Origin of the sequence: Rhodanobacter soli (genome assembly GCF_040548735.1) — a bacterium.
GTDB lineage: Bacteria > Pseudomonadota > Gammaproteobacteria > Xanthomonadales > Rhodanobacteraceae > Rhodanobacter > Rhodanobacter soli_A.
On the sequence record NZ_JBEPSD010000001.1, the window covers coordinates 896,570 to 915,296 of the forward strand.

General features: G+C 60.7%; 16 protein-coding genes. 15 read left to right on the forward strand and 1 reads right to left on the reverse strand.

The genetic code is table 11. The features are described from left to right. Window positions 1-60 precede the first annotated feature (60 nt). Both ABIE04_RS04285 and ABIE04_RS04290 read left to right on the forward strand, forming a co-directional pair. Window positions 61-630: a nitroreductase family protein gene (locus ABIE04_RS04285; protein ID WP_354547334.1), complete on the forward strand. Its 570-nt coding sequence runs from the start codon at window positions 61-63 to the stop codon at window positions 628-630. Continuing rightward, a complete protein-coding gene (locus tag ABIE04_RS04290; RefSeq protein WP_436410351.1) occupies window positions 618-1,532 on the forward strand; it encodes a 5'-3' exonuclease in 915 nt (304 codons plus the stop codon). Before ABIE04_RS04285 ends, ABIE04_RS04290 begins: the two co-directional genes overlap by 13 nt. A 193-nt stretch (window positions 1,533-1,725) precedes the next feature. Here the strand turns inward: ABIE04_RS04290 and ABIE04_RS04295 are convergent, their stop codons facing one another. Further along, on the reverse strand, window positions 1,726-3,855 hold the full coding sequence (locus ABIE04_RS04295; RefSeq protein ID WP_354547336.1) for a dipeptidyl-peptidase 5: 2,130 nt from the start codon (window positions 3,853-3,855) through the stop codon (window positions 1,726-1,728). Between the two features lie 203 nt (window positions 3,856-4,058). On the opposite strand from ABIE04_RS04295, the gene ABIE04_RS04300 reads away from it, so the two are divergent. The 13 genes from ABIE04_RS04300 to ABIE04_RS04360 all read left to right on the forward strand — a co-directional run bounded on the left by ABIE04_RS04300 (window position 4,059) and on the right by ABIE04_RS04360 (window position 18,716). Then, window positions 4,059-4,499 carry a pilin gene (locus ABIE04_RS04300; RefSeq protein WP_354547337.1) on the forward strand — a complete coding sequence of 147 codons (441 nt, stop codon included), beginning with the start codon at window positions 4,059-4,061 and terminating at the stop codon, window positions 4,497-4,499. 342 nt (window positions 4,500-4,841) lie between these two features. After that, on the forward strand, window positions 4,842-5,270 hold the full coding sequence (locus ABIE04_RS04305; RefSeq protein ID WP_354547338.1) for a pilin: 429 nt from the start codon (window positions 4,842-4,844) through the stop codon (window positions 5,268-5,270). Window positions 5,271-5,336: 66 nt separating this feature from the next. Then, window positions 5,337-7,346 carry a tetratricopeptide repeat protein gene (locus tag ABIE04_RS04310; RefSeq protein ID WP_354547339.1) on the forward strand — a complete coding sequence of 670 codons (2,010 nt, stop codon included), beginning with the start codon at window positions 5,337-5,339 and terminating at the stop codon, window positions 7,344-7,346. Continuing rightward, window positions 7,346-9,349 carry a hypothetical protein gene (locus tag ABIE04_RS04315; protein WP_354547340.1) on the forward strand — a complete coding sequence of 668 codons (2,004 nt, stop codon included), beginning with the start codon at window positions 7,346-7,348 and terminating at the stop codon, window positions 9,347-9,349. The genes ABIE04_RS04310 and ABIE04_RS04315 overlap by 1 nt, the downstream gene beginning before the upstream one ends. Window positions 9,350-9,444: 95 nt before the next feature. Next, window positions 9,445-10,215 (forward strand): glucose-1-phosphate cytidylyltransferase, encoded by a 771-nt coding sequence (gene rfbF / locus ABIE04_RS04320; RefSeq protein ID WP_354547341.1) that lies wholly within the window; start codon window positions 9,445-9,447, stop codon window positions 10,213-10,215. Further along, window positions 10,212-11,288: a CDP-glucose 4,6-dehydratase gene (rfbG, locus tag ABIE04_RS04325; protein ID WP_354547342.1), complete on the forward strand. Its 1,077-nt coding sequence runs from the start codon at window positions 10,212-10,214 to the stop codon at window positions 11,286-11,288. Before rfbF ends, rfbG begins: the two co-directional genes overlap by 4 nt. After that, on the forward strand, window positions 11,285-11,839 hold the full coding sequence (gene rfbC, locus ABIE04_RS04330) for a dTDP-4-dehydrorhamnose 3,5-epimerase (RefSeq protein WP_354547343.1): 555 nt from the start codon (window positions 11,285-11,287) through the stop codon (window positions 11,837-11,839). Before rfbG ends, rfbC begins: the two co-directional genes overlap by 4 nt. Beyond that, window positions 11,836-13,059 carry a class I SAM-dependent methyltransferase gene (locus ABIE04_RS04335; RefSeq protein WP_354547344.1) on the forward strand — a complete coding sequence of 408 codons (1,224 nt, stop codon included), beginning with the start codon at window positions 11,836-11,838 and terminating at the stop codon, window positions 13,057-13,059. Before rfbC ends, ABIE04_RS04335 begins: the two co-directional genes overlap by 4 nt. Beyond that, on the forward strand, window positions 13,056-14,180 hold the full coding sequence (locus tag ABIE04_RS04340; RefSeq protein ID WP_354547345.1) for a DegT/DnrJ/EryC1/StrS family aminotransferase: 1,125 nt from the start codon (window positions 13,056-13,058) through the stop codon (window positions 14,178-14,180). Before ABIE04_RS04335 ends, ABIE04_RS04340 begins: the two co-directional genes overlap by 4 nt. Next, window positions 14,177-14,812 carry an acetyltransferase gene (locus ABIE04_RS04345; protein WP_354547346.1) on the forward strand — a complete coding sequence of 212 codons (636 nt, stop codon included), beginning with the start codon at window positions 14,177-14,179 and terminating at the stop codon, window positions 14,810-14,812. Before ABIE04_RS04340 ends, ABIE04_RS04345 begins: the two co-directional genes overlap by 4 nt. Window positions 14,813-14,864: 52 nt before the next feature. Beyond that, window positions 14,865-15,677, forward strand: coding sequence for a cephalosporin hydroxylase family protein (locus ABIE04_RS04350; RefSeq protein WP_354547347.1), 813 nt, complete (start codon window positions 14,865-14,867; stop codon window positions 15,675-15,677). Window positions 15,678-15,687: 10 nt separating this feature from the next. Beyond that, window positions 15,688-17,202, forward strand: a complete 1,515-nt coding sequence (locus ABIE04_RS04355; protein ID WP_354547348.1) for a lipopolysaccharide biosynthesis protein — start codon at window positions 15,688-15,690, stop codon at window positions 17,200-17,202. Between the two features lie 305 nt (window positions 17,203-17,507). Then, window positions 17,508-18,716 (forward strand): glycosyltransferase family 2 protein, encoded by a 1,209-nt coding sequence (locus tag ABIE04_RS04360; RefSeq protein WP_354547349.1) that lies wholly within the window; start codon window positions 17,508-17,510, stop codon window positions 18,714-18,716. The last annotated feature ends 11 nt before the right edge of the window (window positions 18,717-18,727 follow it).

The window sequence follows — 18,727 nt, forward strand, 5'->3', positions numbered from 1 at the left end:
GTTCGCGCGTCATCGGCCCGCCCGCTAGCATGGGCATTCCCCCATCGAAAGAACCGCTCCATGCCCGCTGTCCTGTCCCTGCTCCAGCAACGCCATTCCGTCCCCTCGCGCCAGCTTGGCGAGCCGGCGCCGGACGAGGCGACCTTGCATGAACTGCTGGAGGCGGCGATTCGCGTGCCCGACCACGGCAAGCTGGTGCCGTTCCGGCTGATCCGCCTCCAGGGCGACGCGAAACTGGCGTTCGGCGAGCGGCTGGCCGCGATCGCGATCCGCAACCACCCGGAGATGTCCGACGCCAAGCTCGAGAAGGAGCGCGGGCGCTACATCTTCGCGCCGCTGGTGATCGCCGTCGTCGCCCGCCTGCAGGCCGACAGCAAGGTGCCGGAGATCGAACAGAAACTGTGCGCCGGCAACGTGGCCTACAACATCCTGCTCGGCGCCTACGCGCTGGGTTACGGCGGCCAATGGCTGACCGGCTGGGCCGCCTACGACCGCGAGGTGGCGGGCATCCTCGGCCTGGCGGAACACGAGCACGTGGTCGGCTTCGTCCACCTCGGCACGCCGCAGATCGACGTGCCCGACCGGGACCGCCCGGCGCTGGCCGACCTGCTGAGCACGTGGACACCGTGAACACGCCGGCGAGCGGACGTCCAGCCGTCCATCTTGTCGACGGCAGCATGTATGTTTTCCGCGCCTGGCATTCGATGCCGGACGAATTCTTCGACGCCGACGGCCACCCGGTCAACGCGGTGCACGGCTACACCCGTTTCCTGTGCGAACTGCTGGAACGCGCGCAGCCCGAACACATCGCGGTGGCGTTCGACGCCTCGCTGACCAGCTCGTTCCGCAACGCGATCTACCCGCCGTACAAGGCCAACCGCGACCTGCCGCCACCCGACCTGGAACGGCAGTTCGTGCAGTGCCGCGCGATCACCGAAGCGCTCGGCGTGCACCTGATGATCGACCACAGCTTCGAGGCCGACGACCTGATCGGCAGCACCGTGTGGAACCTGCGCGCGCTGGGCTGGCGCAGCGTGATCGTCTCCGCCGACAAGGATTTCGGCCAGTTGCTGGGCGAGCACGACGAGCAGTGGGACTACGCCCGCGGCCTGCGCTGGGGGCCCGCCGGCGTGCACGAGAAACTCGGCGTGCACCCGCACCAGGTCGCCGACTACCTGGCGCTGTGCGGCGACAGCGTGGACAACATCCCCGGCGTACCCGGCATCGGCGCGAAGACCGCCGCCGCCCTGCTCACCCACTTCGGCAGCCTCGACACCTTGCTCGACCGCATCGACGAAGTCGCCTTCCTGCGCCTGCGCGGCGCCGCAACCTGCGCCGCCAGACTGCGCGAACACGCCGAACAGGCACGACTCTACCGCCGCCTCACCCGCATCGCCCTCGACGCCCCCGGCGCCAGCACCATCGACACCCTGCTGCGCCGCACCCGCCAGCCCGACCAACTCGAAACCCTCTGCGAACAACTCCGCCTCGGCGCCTTCACTCGCAGCCGTTTGCGCGCCCTGCTGCGCTGACATCACCCCCGCTCCGCAGCCGTGCTCCCTCCCCTGCATCGCAGGGGAGGGTTGGGATGGGGTGCTCTTGATCTTCCCCGCCAGCCTGGAGCAACCCCCTCCCAACCTCCCCCTGCAAGCAGGGGGAGGAGCCAAAGCCAAGACAAAAAAAACGGCGGCCCGGAGGCCGCCGTTTCTCACCGCTTCAACCGGCTCAATGCGAGGCGGCTTTCGGGGCATCCTTCGCGGTCCATTGCTTCAGCCAGGCGTTCACCGCGTCGTGCCACTGCACGCTGTTGTGCGGCTTCAGTACCCAGTGGTTCTCGTCCGGGAAGTGCAGCAGCTGGCTGGGGATGCCGCGGCGCTGCAGCGCGGTGAATGCGCCCAGGCCCTGGGTGTCGGGGATGCGAAAGTCCTTGGCCGAATGGATCACCATCATCGGCACGCGCCAGTCCTTGACATGGTTGAGCGGGTTGAACTTCTCGTAGTTCTCCGGGTGCTCGTACTGGGTGCCGCCGTTCTCGTACTCCTCGAACCACAGCTCCTCGGTGTCGTAGTACATCGCGCGGGCGTCGAACACGCCGTCATGGTCGACCAGACACTTCCACGGCTGGTTCCACACACCGGCCATCCAGTACACCATGTAGCCACCGTAGCTGGCGCCGAGCGCGCAGGCGCGGTCGCCGTCGAGGAAGCTGTACTTGTCCAGCGCAGCCTTCCAGCCCAGTTTCAAATCTTCCAGTGGCTTGCCGCCCCAATCGCCCGAGATCGAGTCGGTGAACGCCTGGCCGTAGCCGGTGGAACCGTGGAAGTTCACCGTCACCACCGCGAAGCCCTGGCCCGCGTAGGTCTGCGGGTTCCAGCGGTAACTCCAGCCGTTGCTCATCGCACCCTGCGGGCCTCCATGGATGATGAAGGCCACCGGATAGGTCTTGCCCGGCTGGTAGTCGACCGGCTTCACCACGTAGCCCTGCACGGTTTCGTTGTTCCAGCCCTTGAAGGTGAAGAACTCGGCGTCACCCACCTTCGCGTTCTTCAGGTCCGCCGCGTTGAAATGGGTGACCTGCTTCAGGCCGCTGCCGTCGGCGGCTGCGAGGTAGACGTCGGCCGGCCGCTTCAGGTCGTCGCGGGTCAGCAGCAGCTTGCCGGCGGCCAGCGAAAAGCCGCCCACGGTGCCATCACCGACCAGTTGGCTGACCTTGCCGTTGGCCGCGTCGACCGCGAACAGCGGGTGCTGGCCGTTGTCGTCGGCGGTGGCGTACAGCGTCTTGCCGTCGGCGGAAACCGTCAGGCCGCCGGGCGAGCGATCCCAGTTCGGGTCCACCTCGTGCTTCGCGCCGCTGGCCAGATCCAGCGCCATGATCGCGAAACGATCCGCCTCGAAGCCCGGGGTCTTCATCGCCAGGTAGTACAACGTCTTGCCGTCCGGCGAGGCCACCGGGTACGCGTCCCACGCCTTGTTCTCGGCGGTGAGGTTCTTCGGCGCGGCTGAGCCGTCCGCCGGCACGCTGTACACGTCGAAATTGGTCGACCACGGCTCGCTGGTGCCCGCAATGCGCGCGTCGAAATACACGGTCTTGCCATCCGGCGCGAAGCCGAACTCGCCGTCGTCGCCGAACGGCTTGCTCGGCACGTCGCCGTCGATGCCGCGACTCAGCAGCTTGGGCTCACCCGCCAGCTGACCCTTGCCGTCGAAGCGGGCCACGAACAACTGGTTGCGCCGGCCATCGGCCCAGGTATCCCAGTGCCGCACAAACAGCTTGTGGTAGAGCGTGCCGCTGGCCTTGTCCTTCTCGCGCGCGTCGAGGCGCTGCTGGGTGCACGCCAGCGTGGCGCAATCGGTGAACACCTCATACGACAACAGCACCTGTTTGCCATCCGGCGACAGCTTGTAGCCGCCAACGTCCAGCACCCCGTGGCTGACCTGCACGGCGGGAGCATGCTTGGCCAGGTTCAGACCACCCTTGCCGCCCAGGTCCACCCGCCACAACTGCGCCACGCCCTTGGCCGGCGCCACGAAGTACAGGCTGCGGCCATCCGCCGACCAGCGTGCCGAGCTGCCCTTCTCAACCACCTTTACCGGCTGGCCGCCCTTGTCCAGATCCAGCACATAGATCGCGCTAATGCCCTTGTTCGCCGCGTAGTCGGTGCTGCGCACGCCGAACGCCGCATGGCGCCCATCCGGCGACAGCTGCGGATCGCTGACCCGATCCATCATCACCAGGTCGCGCACATTGAACGCATGCGCGCCCTCGGCCTTGACGAAGGTGGTATCCACGACGTCGCCCGCCATCGCGGGCGCCGCCACCAGCGCGAGCAGCAGCGCGGCAATCAGAGGTTTCATGGGGTATCCCCTTGGGTGGTCAAAGCGGTGACGGTAAGCGCCGGCCTGCCGGGACGCAAGCAAGCCGCGACTGGAATACCCCGAACGTAGCCCCCGGGTGAGGCTCAAACGGCCGAGCACACCGTTGTGATGCGGCGCACACTCCGTCTTCACATTTGGTACAAAACGTGCCTGTCCATGGTGCACTCACAGGGGAGTCCACCATGTTGCGCCAGCGTATTTCCGCCGGTTTCACCTTGATCGAGCTGATGATCGTCGTGGCGATCATCGCGATCCTTGCTGCCATAGCCATCCCGGCGTATCAGGACTACCTGATCCGGACGCAAGTTACCGAAGGCATGAGCCTGGCGAGCGGGGCCAAGGCTGCGGTATGGGATTTCGTCTCCAACACCGGACGGTTCCCCACAAGGAATGAATCCGCAGGCCTCGCAAAAAGCACATCGATCACCGGCGATTATGTTTCCAGTGTGGACTTGGCACCTGCCGGCAAGATAACGGTCGCATTCAGCGGACCCAGAGCCAATAGCAGCATCAAGGCCAGTACGCTGGTGCTTTCCGCCATCACCCAAGCCGGCAGTATCGCTTGGAGTTGCAATGGTGGAACGGTGTCGGACAAGTATCTACCCGCGACCTGTCGCAAGTAGTTTCAGCTGCCCTCACCTTTGCCGTCGCACAAACTGACAATAAGTGTCACTAAGTGCCCCGGATGAACAGTGCAAGCCCGTGTACCCGAGATCACACTTCGGGAGCTTCGCGGGACTTTCCACCAAGGGTTGCGAGCTTTCGTGACCACGGGCACAATCCAAAGGCCTACAGTTGTGAGGGAATACACCTGCGGCAAACGTGGCATACAAGCTGCTTGACTTTGCCGCGAGCTTCCTGGTCGTTCCGACCATGCGAATGGGGTCCGTTCCCGCCTAGGGGGATTAAAGGGACTGGGGCTCAGGGGGCATCACACGGTTAGCTAACCAAACAGAGGAACCACCATGAAGAACGTGCAGAAAGGCTTTACCCTGATCGAACTGATGATCGTGGTCGCGATCATCGCGATCCTCGCCGCCATCGCCATCCCGGCCTACCAGGATTACTTGATTCGCACGCAGGTGTCGGAAGGTGCGGTGCTGACCGATGGCGCCAAGACCGCCTTCGCGGAGTTCTACAGCAACAAGGGCACCATGCCCACATCGAATGCCTCCGCTGGTCTGGCGACTGACACGTCCATCAGCGGCAAGTATGTGTCCAAAGTCGCAGTGGCAGCCAGTGTCATCACGGCCACCTTCGGCAATGAGGCGAACACCAAGATTGCCAACCAGACCTTCGTGCTTTCGCCGATCGTCAACTCTGGCTCGCTCGGTTGGACGTGCACCAAGTCGACCGTGGACCCGAAGTATCTGCCGACCTCCTGCCGCCCGTAAGATCGGCATCGTCGACGTTTGGAAAGGCCGCCATGCGCGGCCTTTCTTTTTTCAGGATCGTCTCTGATGCGGTATCGCCTTGTACTGACACCACTGCTCGTATTACTACTGCTCGGTACGGCCTGGATTGCTTACGCCCCAGGTCTACATGGGGATTTCCTGTTTGATGACTTCGGTAATCTGCCGGCTCTGGGCGCCATGGGGCCCGTTGACAATTGGCATACGTTCTGGCGCTACATCACTTCGGGCACAGCCGACCCCACTGGACGACCCCTGACGCTGTTGACGTTCTTGCTTGACGCGCGCAACTGGCCCGCTGACCCCTACCCATTCAAGCGCACCAGCCTGATTTTGCACCTGCTCAATGGCATTCTGCTGTACGCCCTGCTTGCTAGGCTCGGCCAGTTGCTGGCGATGGAAGCGCCACGTCGCCAAGCCGCTGCTCTGCTGGGCAGTGCGTTGTGGTTGCTGCATCCGCTGTTGGTATCCACCACTCTGTACATCGTGCAGCGCGAGGCCATGTTGCCGGCTACCTGCGTTATCGCTGGATTACTGACCTGGCTACATGGCCGAGCTCAACTGGGCCACGGACGAATCCCTAGTGGCTTGGTATGGAGCATTGTCGGCGTGGGCGGCTTCACGCTGCTCGCCGTACTGGCCAAGGCCAACGGTGCCCTGCTACCGCTGTATGTGCTGCTGATCGAGATCATCGTGCTCGCTCCACGACACCCGGTTCCTGCGGGCAACGCACAGCGCACCTACCGCGGGTTCCTGTGGACCTTTGTCGCCATCCCCACAGCCGCCATCTGCGCCCACATTACATGGGTCGGCATCCACGGCATCCTCACCGGTGGTCCCGACTTCCGGGCGTGGAGCATTGGTCAACGCCTGCTGACCGAACCACGCGTGCTGATGGACTATCTCTCGCTGCTGTGGCTACCGCATCCCTTTTCCAGTGGTTTGTTCAACGATCAATATGTGGTCTCGACATCCTGGCTGCACCCTGCGACCACACTGCCCGCGATCATCGTGCTATTGGCATTGCTCGGCAGCGCCTGGTGGCTGCGCCAGCGCCACCCTGCCGCTTCATTGGCGATTCTTTTCTACTTTGCGGGCCAGTTGATCGAATCCACCTCCTTGCCGTTGGAGCTGTATTTCGAACATCGCAACTATGTGCCGGCGCTATTGATGTTCTGGCCGCTTGGCCTGTGGCTGACAGACACACGTACCATGCCGGTACTCAAGCGTGGGCTGATGATCGTACTGCCGCTGGGCTTGGCGTTGATGACCCACGCGCGCGCTGAGCTGTGGGGGAACGTGCACACACAAGCGTTGCTCTGGGCGAAGATCAATCCTGACTCCGCACGTGCCCAAGCCAATGCCGCCCAAATCGAGATGCAGGCCGGACATCCGCAAGATGCCATCCATCGACTGGAAAAACTGCTCGCCACCCAGCCTGACCAGACCCAGCTTGCCTTCAATCTGATCGGCGCACGTTGCCTGACTGGCGGGATCAGCCACGACGACATTGTTGCCGCACGCAAGGCCATGCAGGGTAGCGCCAACACCGGCACACTGCTCGCTCACTGGTTTGACCGCACCCTGCCCGTTGCCATGTCCGGCGAGTGCCCGGGCCTGACGTCGGAAGTCCTGCTCGATCTGATCAATACCGGCTTGTCGAACCCGAAACTGGCGACCGCAGGACCGCAGCAAGATCTCACCTACCTGCGCGGGCGCATCGCCTTGATCCAACATCAGCCTAGCGCCGCACAAGCAGACTTCATTCGAGCACTCGATCTGCAGGTCCGCCCAGGAATGGCATTGGAAGCTGCCGCCACACTGGGTGCCGCCGGTTATCCGACGCAGGGCCTGCAACTACTCGACCATTATAAGCAGGTGCAGAATCAAGCCATGCCACCCGGCTTCGGTATGCCAATGCTGCACGCATGGGTGCTGGCGCGCCAGAATTATTGGCCACATGAACTGACTCACCTGCGCCAGCAACTCACCCTCGACGCCAGGGCCGGCAACACCAATACTGCACAGCCAAACCCTGACGCGGGCGCGACTCACTAATGCATTCAACATCGAAACGCTCGTCGCTTTACCTGTGGATACTGGCTGCGGCCCTCGTCATCACGGCTGTCGCGTACTGGCCAGGCCTGCAGGGCGGCTTCCTTTTCGACGACTATCCCAACATCGTCGACAACAAGGGGGTGCAGCCAGTCGACGCTAGCTTGCCTTCGCTGGTCGCCGCTGCTCTTTCCTCGCCATCCAGCGAATTCAAGCGGCCAATGGCATCGTTGAGCTTTGCCGCCAACTACCTCGTCACCGGCCTTGATCCGTACTGGATGAAACTGACCAACTTGGTCATTCACCTATTGAACGGCCTACTGGCGTTTCTGCTGGCAAGCGCTCTGCTCCGAACGATTCCCACCGATCAAAACCCTCATGCCGGCATCGTTGCCTCGCTAATCGCTGCAGCGTGGATGCTACTTCCAATCAACCTCACCGCCGTGTTGTACGTCGTGCAGCGCATGGAGAGCCTGGCTAACCTGTTCGTGTTGCTTGGCCTGATCGGCTACCTCACCGGTCGCCGCCGTATGCTCACCCAAACTGTCATCCGCTCCCCTGCCAACGGGGGAGGATTAGGGAGGGGGCGCTTCTCATCCGACACCGGCGGCTTAATCCTTTGCCTCATCAGCATCACCGTCCCGACCGCCATCGGCGTCCTAGCAAAAGAAACCGCAGTGATGCTGCCCCTATACGCGTTGCTGATCGAATGGGCGCTATTCCGCTTTCGCAAAACACAGGAATCTGCGCCGTCTCCCAAAGAATACGGCGCAGAAACTCGATGCTGTGACTTTCGCATCATCGGCATGTTCCTACTGGTTCTGGTCGTGCCAATGGTTTTCGGCCTGGCACGGCTGCTCCCTGGCATTCTGAAAGCAGAAACTTGGGCCACCCGCGACTTCACCCTGAGCACCCGCTTGCTCAGCGAGGCGCGCATCGTGGTCGACTATATTGTCTGGACACTACTGCCAACGCCAAGTGCGCTGTCGTTCTATCACGATAACTTCCGTATTTCGACCGGACTGCTGGCCCCGTGGACCACGCTTGCTAGCATTGCAGTTCTTACGGCCCTGATTGCATTGGCTTGGTGGCTACGCCCACGTCGCCCGCTGGTTGCACTTGGCGTCGTCTTGTTTCTAGGCTGCCAGCTGCCAACTGGCACCATCTTGCCACTGGAACTGATCTACGAGCATCGCAACTACTTCGCCACCTTCGGCCTACTGCTGGCGATCGTACCGTTGCTCGCCGTGCCCCGTGGTCAGTCATTTACGCTGCCACGCCACGTATTGCTTGCTGGGCTCCTGCTGTGCTGGACGACACTCACTGCCATGACGGCCCATGCTTGGGGCAACCCCCTGCGGCTGGCTGAAGACCTGGCTTTACGTGCGCCGCAATCACCACGCGCCCAGTACGAACTGGGACGTACCTACATCATCTATTCGCACTACGACCCTGCCTCGCCCTTTACCAAGCTGGCTTATGCGCCATTGGAAAAGTCCGCGGCACTCCCCTACTCATCGATTCTGCCGGAACAGGCACTGATCTTCATGAATTCGCGCATGAAACTGCCACTGAGGGATGCTTGGTGGGACAGCATGATTGCCAAGCTGAAAGCGCATAAACCCGGTGTACAAGATGAAAGCTCGCTGGGCGCATTAACCCAATGTGCGCGTGAAAACCGTTGTGACTTGCCGCAGGAGCGCATGATGGAATCTTTCATGGCGGCACTTGCCCATCCAAGTCCGAGTGCCCGTCTACTTGCCACATATGGTGATTACGCGTGGAACGTGCTGAACGACCCATCTCTTGGCGAACGCATGACCGAAGAAGCCATCAAGACCAGTCCGAATGAGCCCGCTTATCAGATTACCTTGATCCGCATGCTCATCGCGCAAGGTCGCAAGGTGGAAGCCGAGCAGGCACTAAGGAAACTGAATTCCCTGAACATTGGCGGTAGGCTGAATCAGGACTTGTCGGCATTGCGCGCCTTGCCGGGTCTGCAATGATTGCCGTCAGTAGTGGGGCGACGTAGGGATTTTTTTCCTCGTCGACCCTTTATCCTTGACCTTTGGCCAGTAGGCCACTTGGCGGGCCAGTTCTCATGAAAGCAGTCATCCTCGCCGGCGGTCTGGGCACGCGGATCAGCGAAGAAACTACCGTGCGTCCCAAGCCTATGATTGACATCGGTGGCAAGCCGGTGCTCTGGCATATCCTGAAGATCTACTCGCAGCACGGCATCAACGACTTCATCATCTGCCTGGGCTACAAGGGCTACATGGTCAAGGAGTATTTCGCCAATTATTTCCTACATACGTCGGATGTCACCTTTGACTTGGCCAACAACCGCATGGACGTGCACCAGCAGCATGCCGAGCCGTGGAGGGTCACCCTGGTTGATACCGGCGACCAGACACAGACCGGTGGGCGTCTGAAGCGGGTCGAAAACTATCTGGATGGCGAGACGTTCTGTTTCACCTACGGCGACGGCCTCGCCGATATAGACATCACCGCACAACTGGTCTTCCACAAGACCAGAGCCAGTCTGGCCACCATGTGCGCGGTGCAGCCACCGGGGCGCTTCGGCGCCATCGATATTCAGGACAACCGGATCACTCGCTTCGAGGAAAAGCCTTCCGGCGATGGCTCGTGGATTAATGGCGGCTTTTTCATTCTTGAACCCGGTGTATTCGACTACATCGAGGGTGACGCCACGGTATGGGAGCGTGACCCGCTGGAGGCGCTCGCCCGTGATGGCGAGCTTTCCGCGTACATGCATGCCGGTTTCTGGCAGCCAATGGATACGCTACGTGACAAGCTGAAACTTGAAGAGCTCTGGCAAAACGGTCATGCCCGATGGAAAGTCTGGCCTTGAACGATCTGTTTGGGAATGTCTACGCCGATCGCCAGGTACTGGTCACTGGGCACACCGGCTTCAAAGGTTCGTGGCTTTGCCTGTGGCTGACCGCACTGGGCGCACGTGTTACCGGTCTGGCGCTCGCGCCGGACACAGAACCGGCGCACTGGAAGCTGCTTGAACTGCACAACGTGCGCGACCTGCAGGTGGATCTGCGCCATGCCCATGCAGTACGGCAAACCCTGGAGCTGACCAAGCCGGAAATCATCTTTCATCTGGCGGCACAGCCGCTGGTTCGGCGCAGCTATCACGAGCCGTTCACCACCTTTGACACCAACGTACTCGGCTTGGTCAACCTGCTTGAGGCTGTGCGTGCCACGCCGTCGGTGCGCGCCCTCGTCAACGCCACCACCGACAAGGTCTACTTGGAGCAGGCCACCGTCACCGGTTATCGAGAAGATCACCCGCTGGGTGGGCATGATCCCTACAGCACCTCCAAGGCCTGCGCCGAACTGGTGACGGAGTGCTACCGCAAGAGCTTTTTCAACAACTCCGGACCACGCGTCGCCACGGCGCGCGCAGGCAACGTCATCGGCGGCGGCGATTGGTCGCAGGACCGGCTGGTACCAGACCTGGTGCGCGCCGCATCCAGCGGCTCAACACTGCAGATCCGAAATCCTGAGGCCATCCGGCCATGGCAGCATGTGCTTGAACCGCTGTCAGGCTATCTGCGGTTGGGTCAGCAGTTGCTCGCCGGCAAACCAGTCGAAGGACCATGGAACTTCGGCCCTGCCGCCGACGCTACGCTGCCGGTGCAGGCGCTGGTTGCGCTAATGCAGTCGCATTGGCCGCAACTGCGCAGCGAACATCGGCAGGGGCCACACCCGCACGAGGCTGGGATTTTGCGATTGGATGCTTCCAAGGCGGCGCAGCAACTGGGGTGGCACCCAGTGTGGGACGCGCAGGCCACACTGCAGTCGACCATCCAGTGGTATCGCGACTATTACGAGCGCGGTCGTCTGCGCAGCCGCGACAACCTGCAGACATACATCGAGGCCGCCCGCACCGCGGGGCTGGAGTGGGCCGCATGAAGTTCCACGCGACGCCTCTGGCCGGTCTCAGCCTGATCGAAACGACACGCGTCGAGGACGAACGTGGCCAATTCTCGCGGTTGTTCTGTGAGGTCGAGTGCGCCACGATTCGACCTGGCCTGCACTGGAGCCAGATCAACCTATCCCGGACCTATGACAAGGGCACCGTCCGCGGTATGCATTTCCAGTACCCACCGGCCACCGAGGCCAAACTGATCCGCTGTCTGCGCGGTCGCGTGTTCGACGTAGCGGTCGACCTGCGTGTCGAATCACCCACCTATCTACACTGGCACGGCGTCGAGCTGGACGAAGAAGGGGCGATACAGTTCTTCATTCCGGAAGGCTTTGCGCATGGTTTTCAGGCGCTAACCGACGACGCGCAACTGCTCTACCTGCATACCGCGGCGTGGAACCGTGAACAGGAAGGCGGACTGCGCCATGATGACCCCGCCATAGCCATTACCTGGCCGCTGCCAGTGACACGGATCTCGACCAAAGATCGGCAATGGTCCTTGGTAAAAGAGAGCCGGTTTGCGGGAATCCAGCCATGAAATGTCGTCACTGCGCCACGCCATTGCAAGATGTTTTCCTTGACCTCGGCAGTGCGCCACCCTCCAATGCGTTCCTGACCGCGGACACGCTCGGCGCGCCGGAAGCCTGGTTTCCGCTGAAATTGTTCACCTGCCGGAACTGTCTGCTGGTGCAGGTGGACGAAGTGCAGTCGCACGCCAAACTATTCGCTCCGGACTACGTTTACCACTCATCGTTCTCTCGCTCCTGGCTCGCGCATGCCGAACGCTATGTCGAACGCGCGGCTGCCCAACTGAAGCTGGGTCACGACAGCCTGGTGATGGAGATCGCGTCCAACGACGGCTATCTGCTGCAATACGTCGCCGCGCGCGGTATCCCCTGCATCGGCATCGAGCCCACCACCGGTACGGCAAACGTTGCACGGCAGAAGGGGATCGAGACACTGGAGCGTTTCTTTGGCCGTGACTTTGCCATGGAGTTCGTGCAAGAGCGGCGGACCGCCGACCTGATCGTGGCGAACAATGTGCTCGCCCACGTACCCGACATCAACGACTTTGTCGCCGGATTGGTACTGGCGTTGGCTGCCGAGGGCTCGATCACGGTCGAGTTTCCGCACCTGATGGAGTTGGTAGCGAAGCACCAGTTCGACACCGTCTACCATGAGCACTTTTCCTACTTCTCCTTTCACACGGTGCGCCGGATCTTCGCGGCGCATGGCCTGAAGATATGGGATGTGGAACAACTTCCAACGCATGGCGGTTCCCTACGCCTCTGGGCAGCACATGCCAATAGCCGGCATGCCGAAACACCAGCCGTATCGGCACTACTGCGCATCGAGGCTGACGCAGGCATGCAGGACAACACCTACTACCAAGGCTTCCAGGCGCAGGCCGATGCGGTCAAGAACGATTGCCTGGGCTTCCTGCTGGAGCAGCGACGCGCCGGGCGCCGCGTCGCCGGCTACGGCGCGGCCGCCAAGGGAAATACGTTGCTAAACTACGCCGGAGTGCGACCGGATCTGCTGCCCTACGTGGTCGACGCCTCGCCGCACAAGCAGGGGCACTGGTTGCCGGGGTCACGAATACCTGTCGTCGCCGAATCGCGCCTGCGCGAAGAACGGCCTGATTTCGTGCTGATCCTGCCGTGGAATCTGCGCGAGGAAATCATGGCCCAGCTTAGTTACGTCCGGGAATGGGATGGCCAGTTTGTTGTCGCCGTCCCACAATTGGCCATTCTATGAACGACGTCGCAACCTCTCGGATCTACTACACCAAGCCATCGATCACCACGCTGGAAATCGGCTATGCCACCGATGCCGCAAGCAACGGCTGGGGTGAGCGCTGCTACGACTACATCCACCGTTTCGAAGCAATGTTTCGTCAGCACCTTGGTGTGAAGCACGCCATCGCCACCTCGAGTGCCACCGGTGCATTGCATATCGGCATGGCTGCGATGGGTATCAGCGTAGGTGACGAGGTGGTGCTCGGCGATATCAACTGGATCGCCTCGGCAGCGCCCATCATCCATCTTGGCGCAAAGCCCGTACTGGTCGACGTACTAGCCGACAGCTGGTGCCTCGATCCGGCGGCGGTGGAGGCGGCGATCACGCCAAGAACCAAGGCCATCCTCGCGGTGCATCTATACGGAAACCTGTGCGAGCTGGATACGTTGCGGGAAATAGGTCGGCGCCACGGAGTTCCCGTCATCGAGGATGCTGCGGAAGCGATCGGCTCTGTCTGGCATGGACATCGCGCTGGCTCCATGGGTATCTTCGGTGCGTTCTCCTTCCACGGCACCAAGACCGTGACCACCGGCGAAGGAGGCATCTTTGTCACCAACGACGATACGCTGTACGAAAAGGCACTGACCTTGTCCAACCATGGTCGTGCGCGCGGCGAGGCGCGGCAGTTCTGGCCCGAGACGATCGGTTTCAAGTACAAGATGTCGAATCTGCAGGCAGCAATCGGTTGCGGCCAGATCGAGCGCATTGAGGAACTTATCGCAGGCAAGCGCAGGGTCTACGAGTATTACCACAACGCATTGCGTAATCTGCCCCTGCGCATGAACCCCGAGGCCCCAGGCACTATTAACGGGTACTGGATGCCAACCATCGTTGTCGATGACAACGTGTCGTTTGACCGTGCAGCACTATTGGATGCCTTCAAGGCAGACAATATCGACGGCCGAGTGTTCTTCTGGCCGCTGTCATCGCTCCCCTCGTTCAAGCCACATCCAGAGCATGTTGTGAGTCATTCGCTGTCAGATAGGGCAATGAACTTGCCCAGCTATCACGACATGACGGATGAGGAGCAGGACCGCGTCATCGCCTGTGTGCGTAGGCTGCTGGTGCCGGAGTCATGAAGGATGTGATCATTTGGGGTGGGGCGGGTCAAGCGCGCGTGCTGCGCGAGGCCTTGCCATCCTCCGATTTCCAGGTGATCGCCGTTTTTGACAACCGGCCAATCCCCTCCCCGTTTCCCGATGTTCCGATTTATCTCGGCCAAGAGGGGTTCCACTCGTGGCAAGCAAGCCGAACCGGAGCTGGCCAGGTTCACGCCTGCGTGGCGGTCGGAGGTAGCCGGGGAAGTGACCGCCTGTTCCTTTTGGAATGGCTTCAGCAGCAAGGCATGCAACCACTGACCGTGATACATCCTCGCGCTTTCGTCGCAAGCGACGCCAAAATTGGCAAGGGTGCTCAAATTCTGGCGATGTCGGCCATCTGCTCCAATGCAACCCTTGGTTGCGCAGTCATCGTCAACACATCCGCTTCGATCGATCATGACTGTGTGATCGGCGATGGCGTCCATGTTGGTCCCGGGGCGAATCTGGCAGGCGAAGTTCGCGTTGACGAGTATGCGTTTATCGGTGCCGGAGCCGTTGTCTTGCCGCGACTTAAAATTGGCCGTTCGGCAATCGTCGGTGCGGGCGCCGTGGTGATTCGCGACGTCGCGGCTGACGAGGTCGTGGTGGGCAATCCCGCAACAGGGCGTTGACGCTGACATGCGTCAAGTACCCATCCAGTAACACGAATCAGTGGAAGATCAAATGGACGCCAGAGAACAGTTCGAACGCGAATGTCGTGAAAATATTTCCGGCATGGGAAATGATCAACTGCTGAAAGACATTGCATTTCAGTGGTTCCAGCATTCGCTCCAGTACAAGTATTCGTATAATTTTTCTTCGCTTGGTCGCCCCATCATCCAGTATCCACAGGATATGGTGGCCATGCAGGAACTAGTCTGGCGGATCAAGCCCGACCTCATCATCGAAACGGGCATCGCCCATGGTGGTTCGCTGGTCCTCAGTGCGTCTATGCTGGCTCTGCTCGACTATTGCGAAACCGTCGAGCGTGGGGAAGTGCTAGATCCCAAGGCCACCCGACGCCGCGTGCTAGGTATCGACATCGACATCCGCGCGCACAATCGTGCCGCCATCGAAGCGCACCCGATGTCGCACCGGATCGACATGATTCAGGGCTCCTCGATCTCAGCGGACATCATTGCCCAAGTGCATAAAATCGCGCAGGCGCATCAGCGGATACTGGTGATTCTCGACTCCAACCATACCCACGATCACGTGCTGGCCGAGCTCGAGGCCTACGCACCGCTGACCTCTCCGGGCAGCTACTGCATCGTGTTCGATACCGTGGTTGAGGATCTGCCCAACGCGATGTTCCCTGATCGCTCTTGGGGCAAGGGCAACAACCCCAAGACCGCTACCTGGGAATACCTGCGTCGCCTGAAGGGGGAAGCACACATGGCTGCCGACGGTGCCCCACTGGCCTTTGAAATCGACAGCGCACTGGAGAGCAAACTGCTCATCACGGTTGCCCCTGACGGTTACTTGCGGCGCGTCTAGCGCCTTGCCCATGCCCGTACTGCGCACAAATATCCTGGCGAATTATGCTGGGCAGATATGGATGGCGCTGATGGGCGTGGTATTCATCCCTCTGTATATAAAGCTGCTCGGCATGGAGGCGTTTGGCCTGGTTGGCCTGATGTTAAGTATCCAGGCGCTGTCCATGCTGTTCGATCTGGGCATGGGCGGCGTGCTGAACCGCGAATTGGCGCGGCGTGTGCACAATGCTAGCGCCGCACATACCCTCGGCGACCTAGTGCGCACGTTCGAGTGGTTGGTCTGGCCAATCGCACTGATGATCGTCGCCGTAATCTGGCTAGCCAGCGGTCCACTGGCGAATCACTGGCTGCACCCCGAACACCTCAGCCGTGCCACCACAGCGCATGCGATCGCGATCATGGGGCTGGCGGTGGCGTTGCAGTGGCCTAGCAGCTTCTACGCCAATGGCCTGTCCGGACTTGAACGGCAGCCGGTACTGAACCTGATCAATGCCGGGTTCGCCACGCTACGCGGCGCGGGTGTGCTGGTGGTGCTGTACTGGGTATCTCCCACCATCAGCGCCTTCATGTGGTGGTACGCTGCCGTGGGCGCGTGTCAGTCACTGGTATCGGCCGCCGCCCTGTGGCTCTTGTTGCCGACTGACCCTCAGCAACGATCGGCTTTTCGCGCCGCAGAACTTCGTGACGCTGGACGCTTCGCTGGTGGCCTGGTCGCCATCATGGCCCTGTCGATCATGCTCACCCAGCTTGATCGCATCGTAATATCGGCCATGCTTCCGCTGGCAGAACTCGGTTACTTCAGCTTGGCGATGAGCGTCGCCGCTGGCATGGGTCGCATGATCCAGCCTATGTTCAATGCGCTGTACCCGCGCTACAGCCGACTGGCGTCACTTGACCAGCAGGATTCACTGACCCATCTCTACCATCTGAGCAATCAATGCCTCGCGGTGGTCGTGGCAGCCGTGGCGGCTGTACTGATGATCTTCGGCCGCGACGTACTCTATCTGTGGACCGGGGACGCCACCACGGCAGCGAGGCTGGCGCTGCCGCTGTCGATCCTCGTGGCCGGCACAGCGTTCAATGGATTGATGAACCTTCCCTACGCACTGCAGCTGGCTCACGGCTGGACCCGACTTACCGTAGGTACAAACCTCGTAGCCTTGGTTCTCGGCATTCCCTTCTGCATCTGGGCCGTCGGACACCACGGCATCGTCGGCGCCGCTTGGCTGTGGTTCGCCATCAATCTCGCCTTTGTCGCAGTCGGCATTCCGCTTATGCATCGGCGTCTTTTGCGCAGCGAAATGGCTCGCTGGTACGTTCGGGACATACTCCCTCCCGCGATCGCCGCCGCCGTGGTCGCACTGCTTGCAAGCCGGCTGCTTCCGGCATTGCCCCGGAGCCTTGAAGGGGTCTTTCAATTGGCCATAGTGAGTGGCGCAGTGCTGTTATCGGCGGCCGTGGCAGCGCCACTGGTGCGAGATCTGGTGCGGCAACAGCTGGCCGAGTGGTTTGGCTTCCGACGCTGACTCGGCTCGACCGACCTCCCTTCTATATATGGCGGTAAGCACATGCCGTTGCGTCGATCTCTATTCCGCAGAGATCTCGCGCACTGGATCTACTGACACTTTGCCACCGGCCATCGCCCCTATGCACAATAACGGCGACGCTGAAGTTGATCTTGCTACCGCTGCCATGTGCAATTCCAGGTGCCGCTAATCGGACTCGTTAGCTTGACGCCCCGATCACCAGCGTACTGACATCAAAGCAACCTGCGGAGCGATTCGGGCTAGACTGAAACTTGTATTCTGATTCAGTTCCCGGTCTTTCATCTATGCCTGCACCAAAAATTACCGTCATCATTCCCACGCGCGAGCGTTGCGATGTACTGGAATCGTCATTGCGCACGGTAACATCGCAAGACTACGATAACCTCGAAATAATCGTCAGCGACAACTGCAGCACTGACGATACCGAGGGCGTCGTACGTCGAGCCAACGATCAGCGCATCCGCTACGTGAAGACGGGAAAGCGCCTGAATATGTCGCATAACTGGGAGTTCGCCCTTTCGCATGTTCGCGAGGGATGGGTGGGTTTCATCGGCGATGACGACGGGCTACTGCCGGAATCCATCAAGACCGTATCCAACATCATCGAAACATCGGGTGTCGAAGCCATCCGTTCGACCTTCTGCACCTACCACTGGCCAGCCATCATGGGCAATGAAAGCGGTCAGTTGATCGTACCGATGGGATCCGGCATCGAAATACGCGAGGCATCGCTCTGGCTGAAGAAAGTCATGCGCGGCGTTGCCAAATATCCCCAGCTACCAGTCATTTATGATGGTGGCTTCGTCAGTCTTGCTACCTTGAACAAGGTGAAGAGCAAGACAGGAGCATTCTTTGCATCCTGTAATCCCGACCTCTACTCGGCGGTTGCCGTCTCCAGCGTGATTGATCGGTATGTTTTCATGCGAGCCCCCATGGCAGTCAGTGGCGTATCCAGACACAGTACCGGGAACTCGTCGTTTTCCACCAAAAAGAACAAGAACACAACGCCTGTTTCGACTTTTTATTCGGAAAGCAACATACCGTTTCACGGCGCGATGCCGTTGCACGAAGACGGTAGTCTGCCCATTTCCTTTCAAGCGATGGTCTACGAAGCTTATCTGCAGTCTGCCCATCTTCGCGACGCATCAAAGGAATTTGGGTACCGACAACAGCTCGAGGTCATTCTTGCCACCGCCGGGGCTCACCGCGAATCCATCGAAAGGTGGGGCCGTCTATTTGCCACGCAGCACGGCATCGACTTTGCATCGGCCAGACGATCGGCCGCCTTCAAACGCGCCTATCTGCAACCCCTCTCGACATCGCACAAGATCATCAACGCCCTGCATACGGTGTTCGCAGAGGATTTGCCGATTCGGAACATCCATGAGGCTTGCATTGCCGCTGGCACCATCCGCGGCCGCCCCGGCAAGAAAGGTACAGTGCGTTTTCTAGGTCGTGAATTGAATCGCCATTTCAGACGGCAAGGTGAGTAGTGACATCGGTG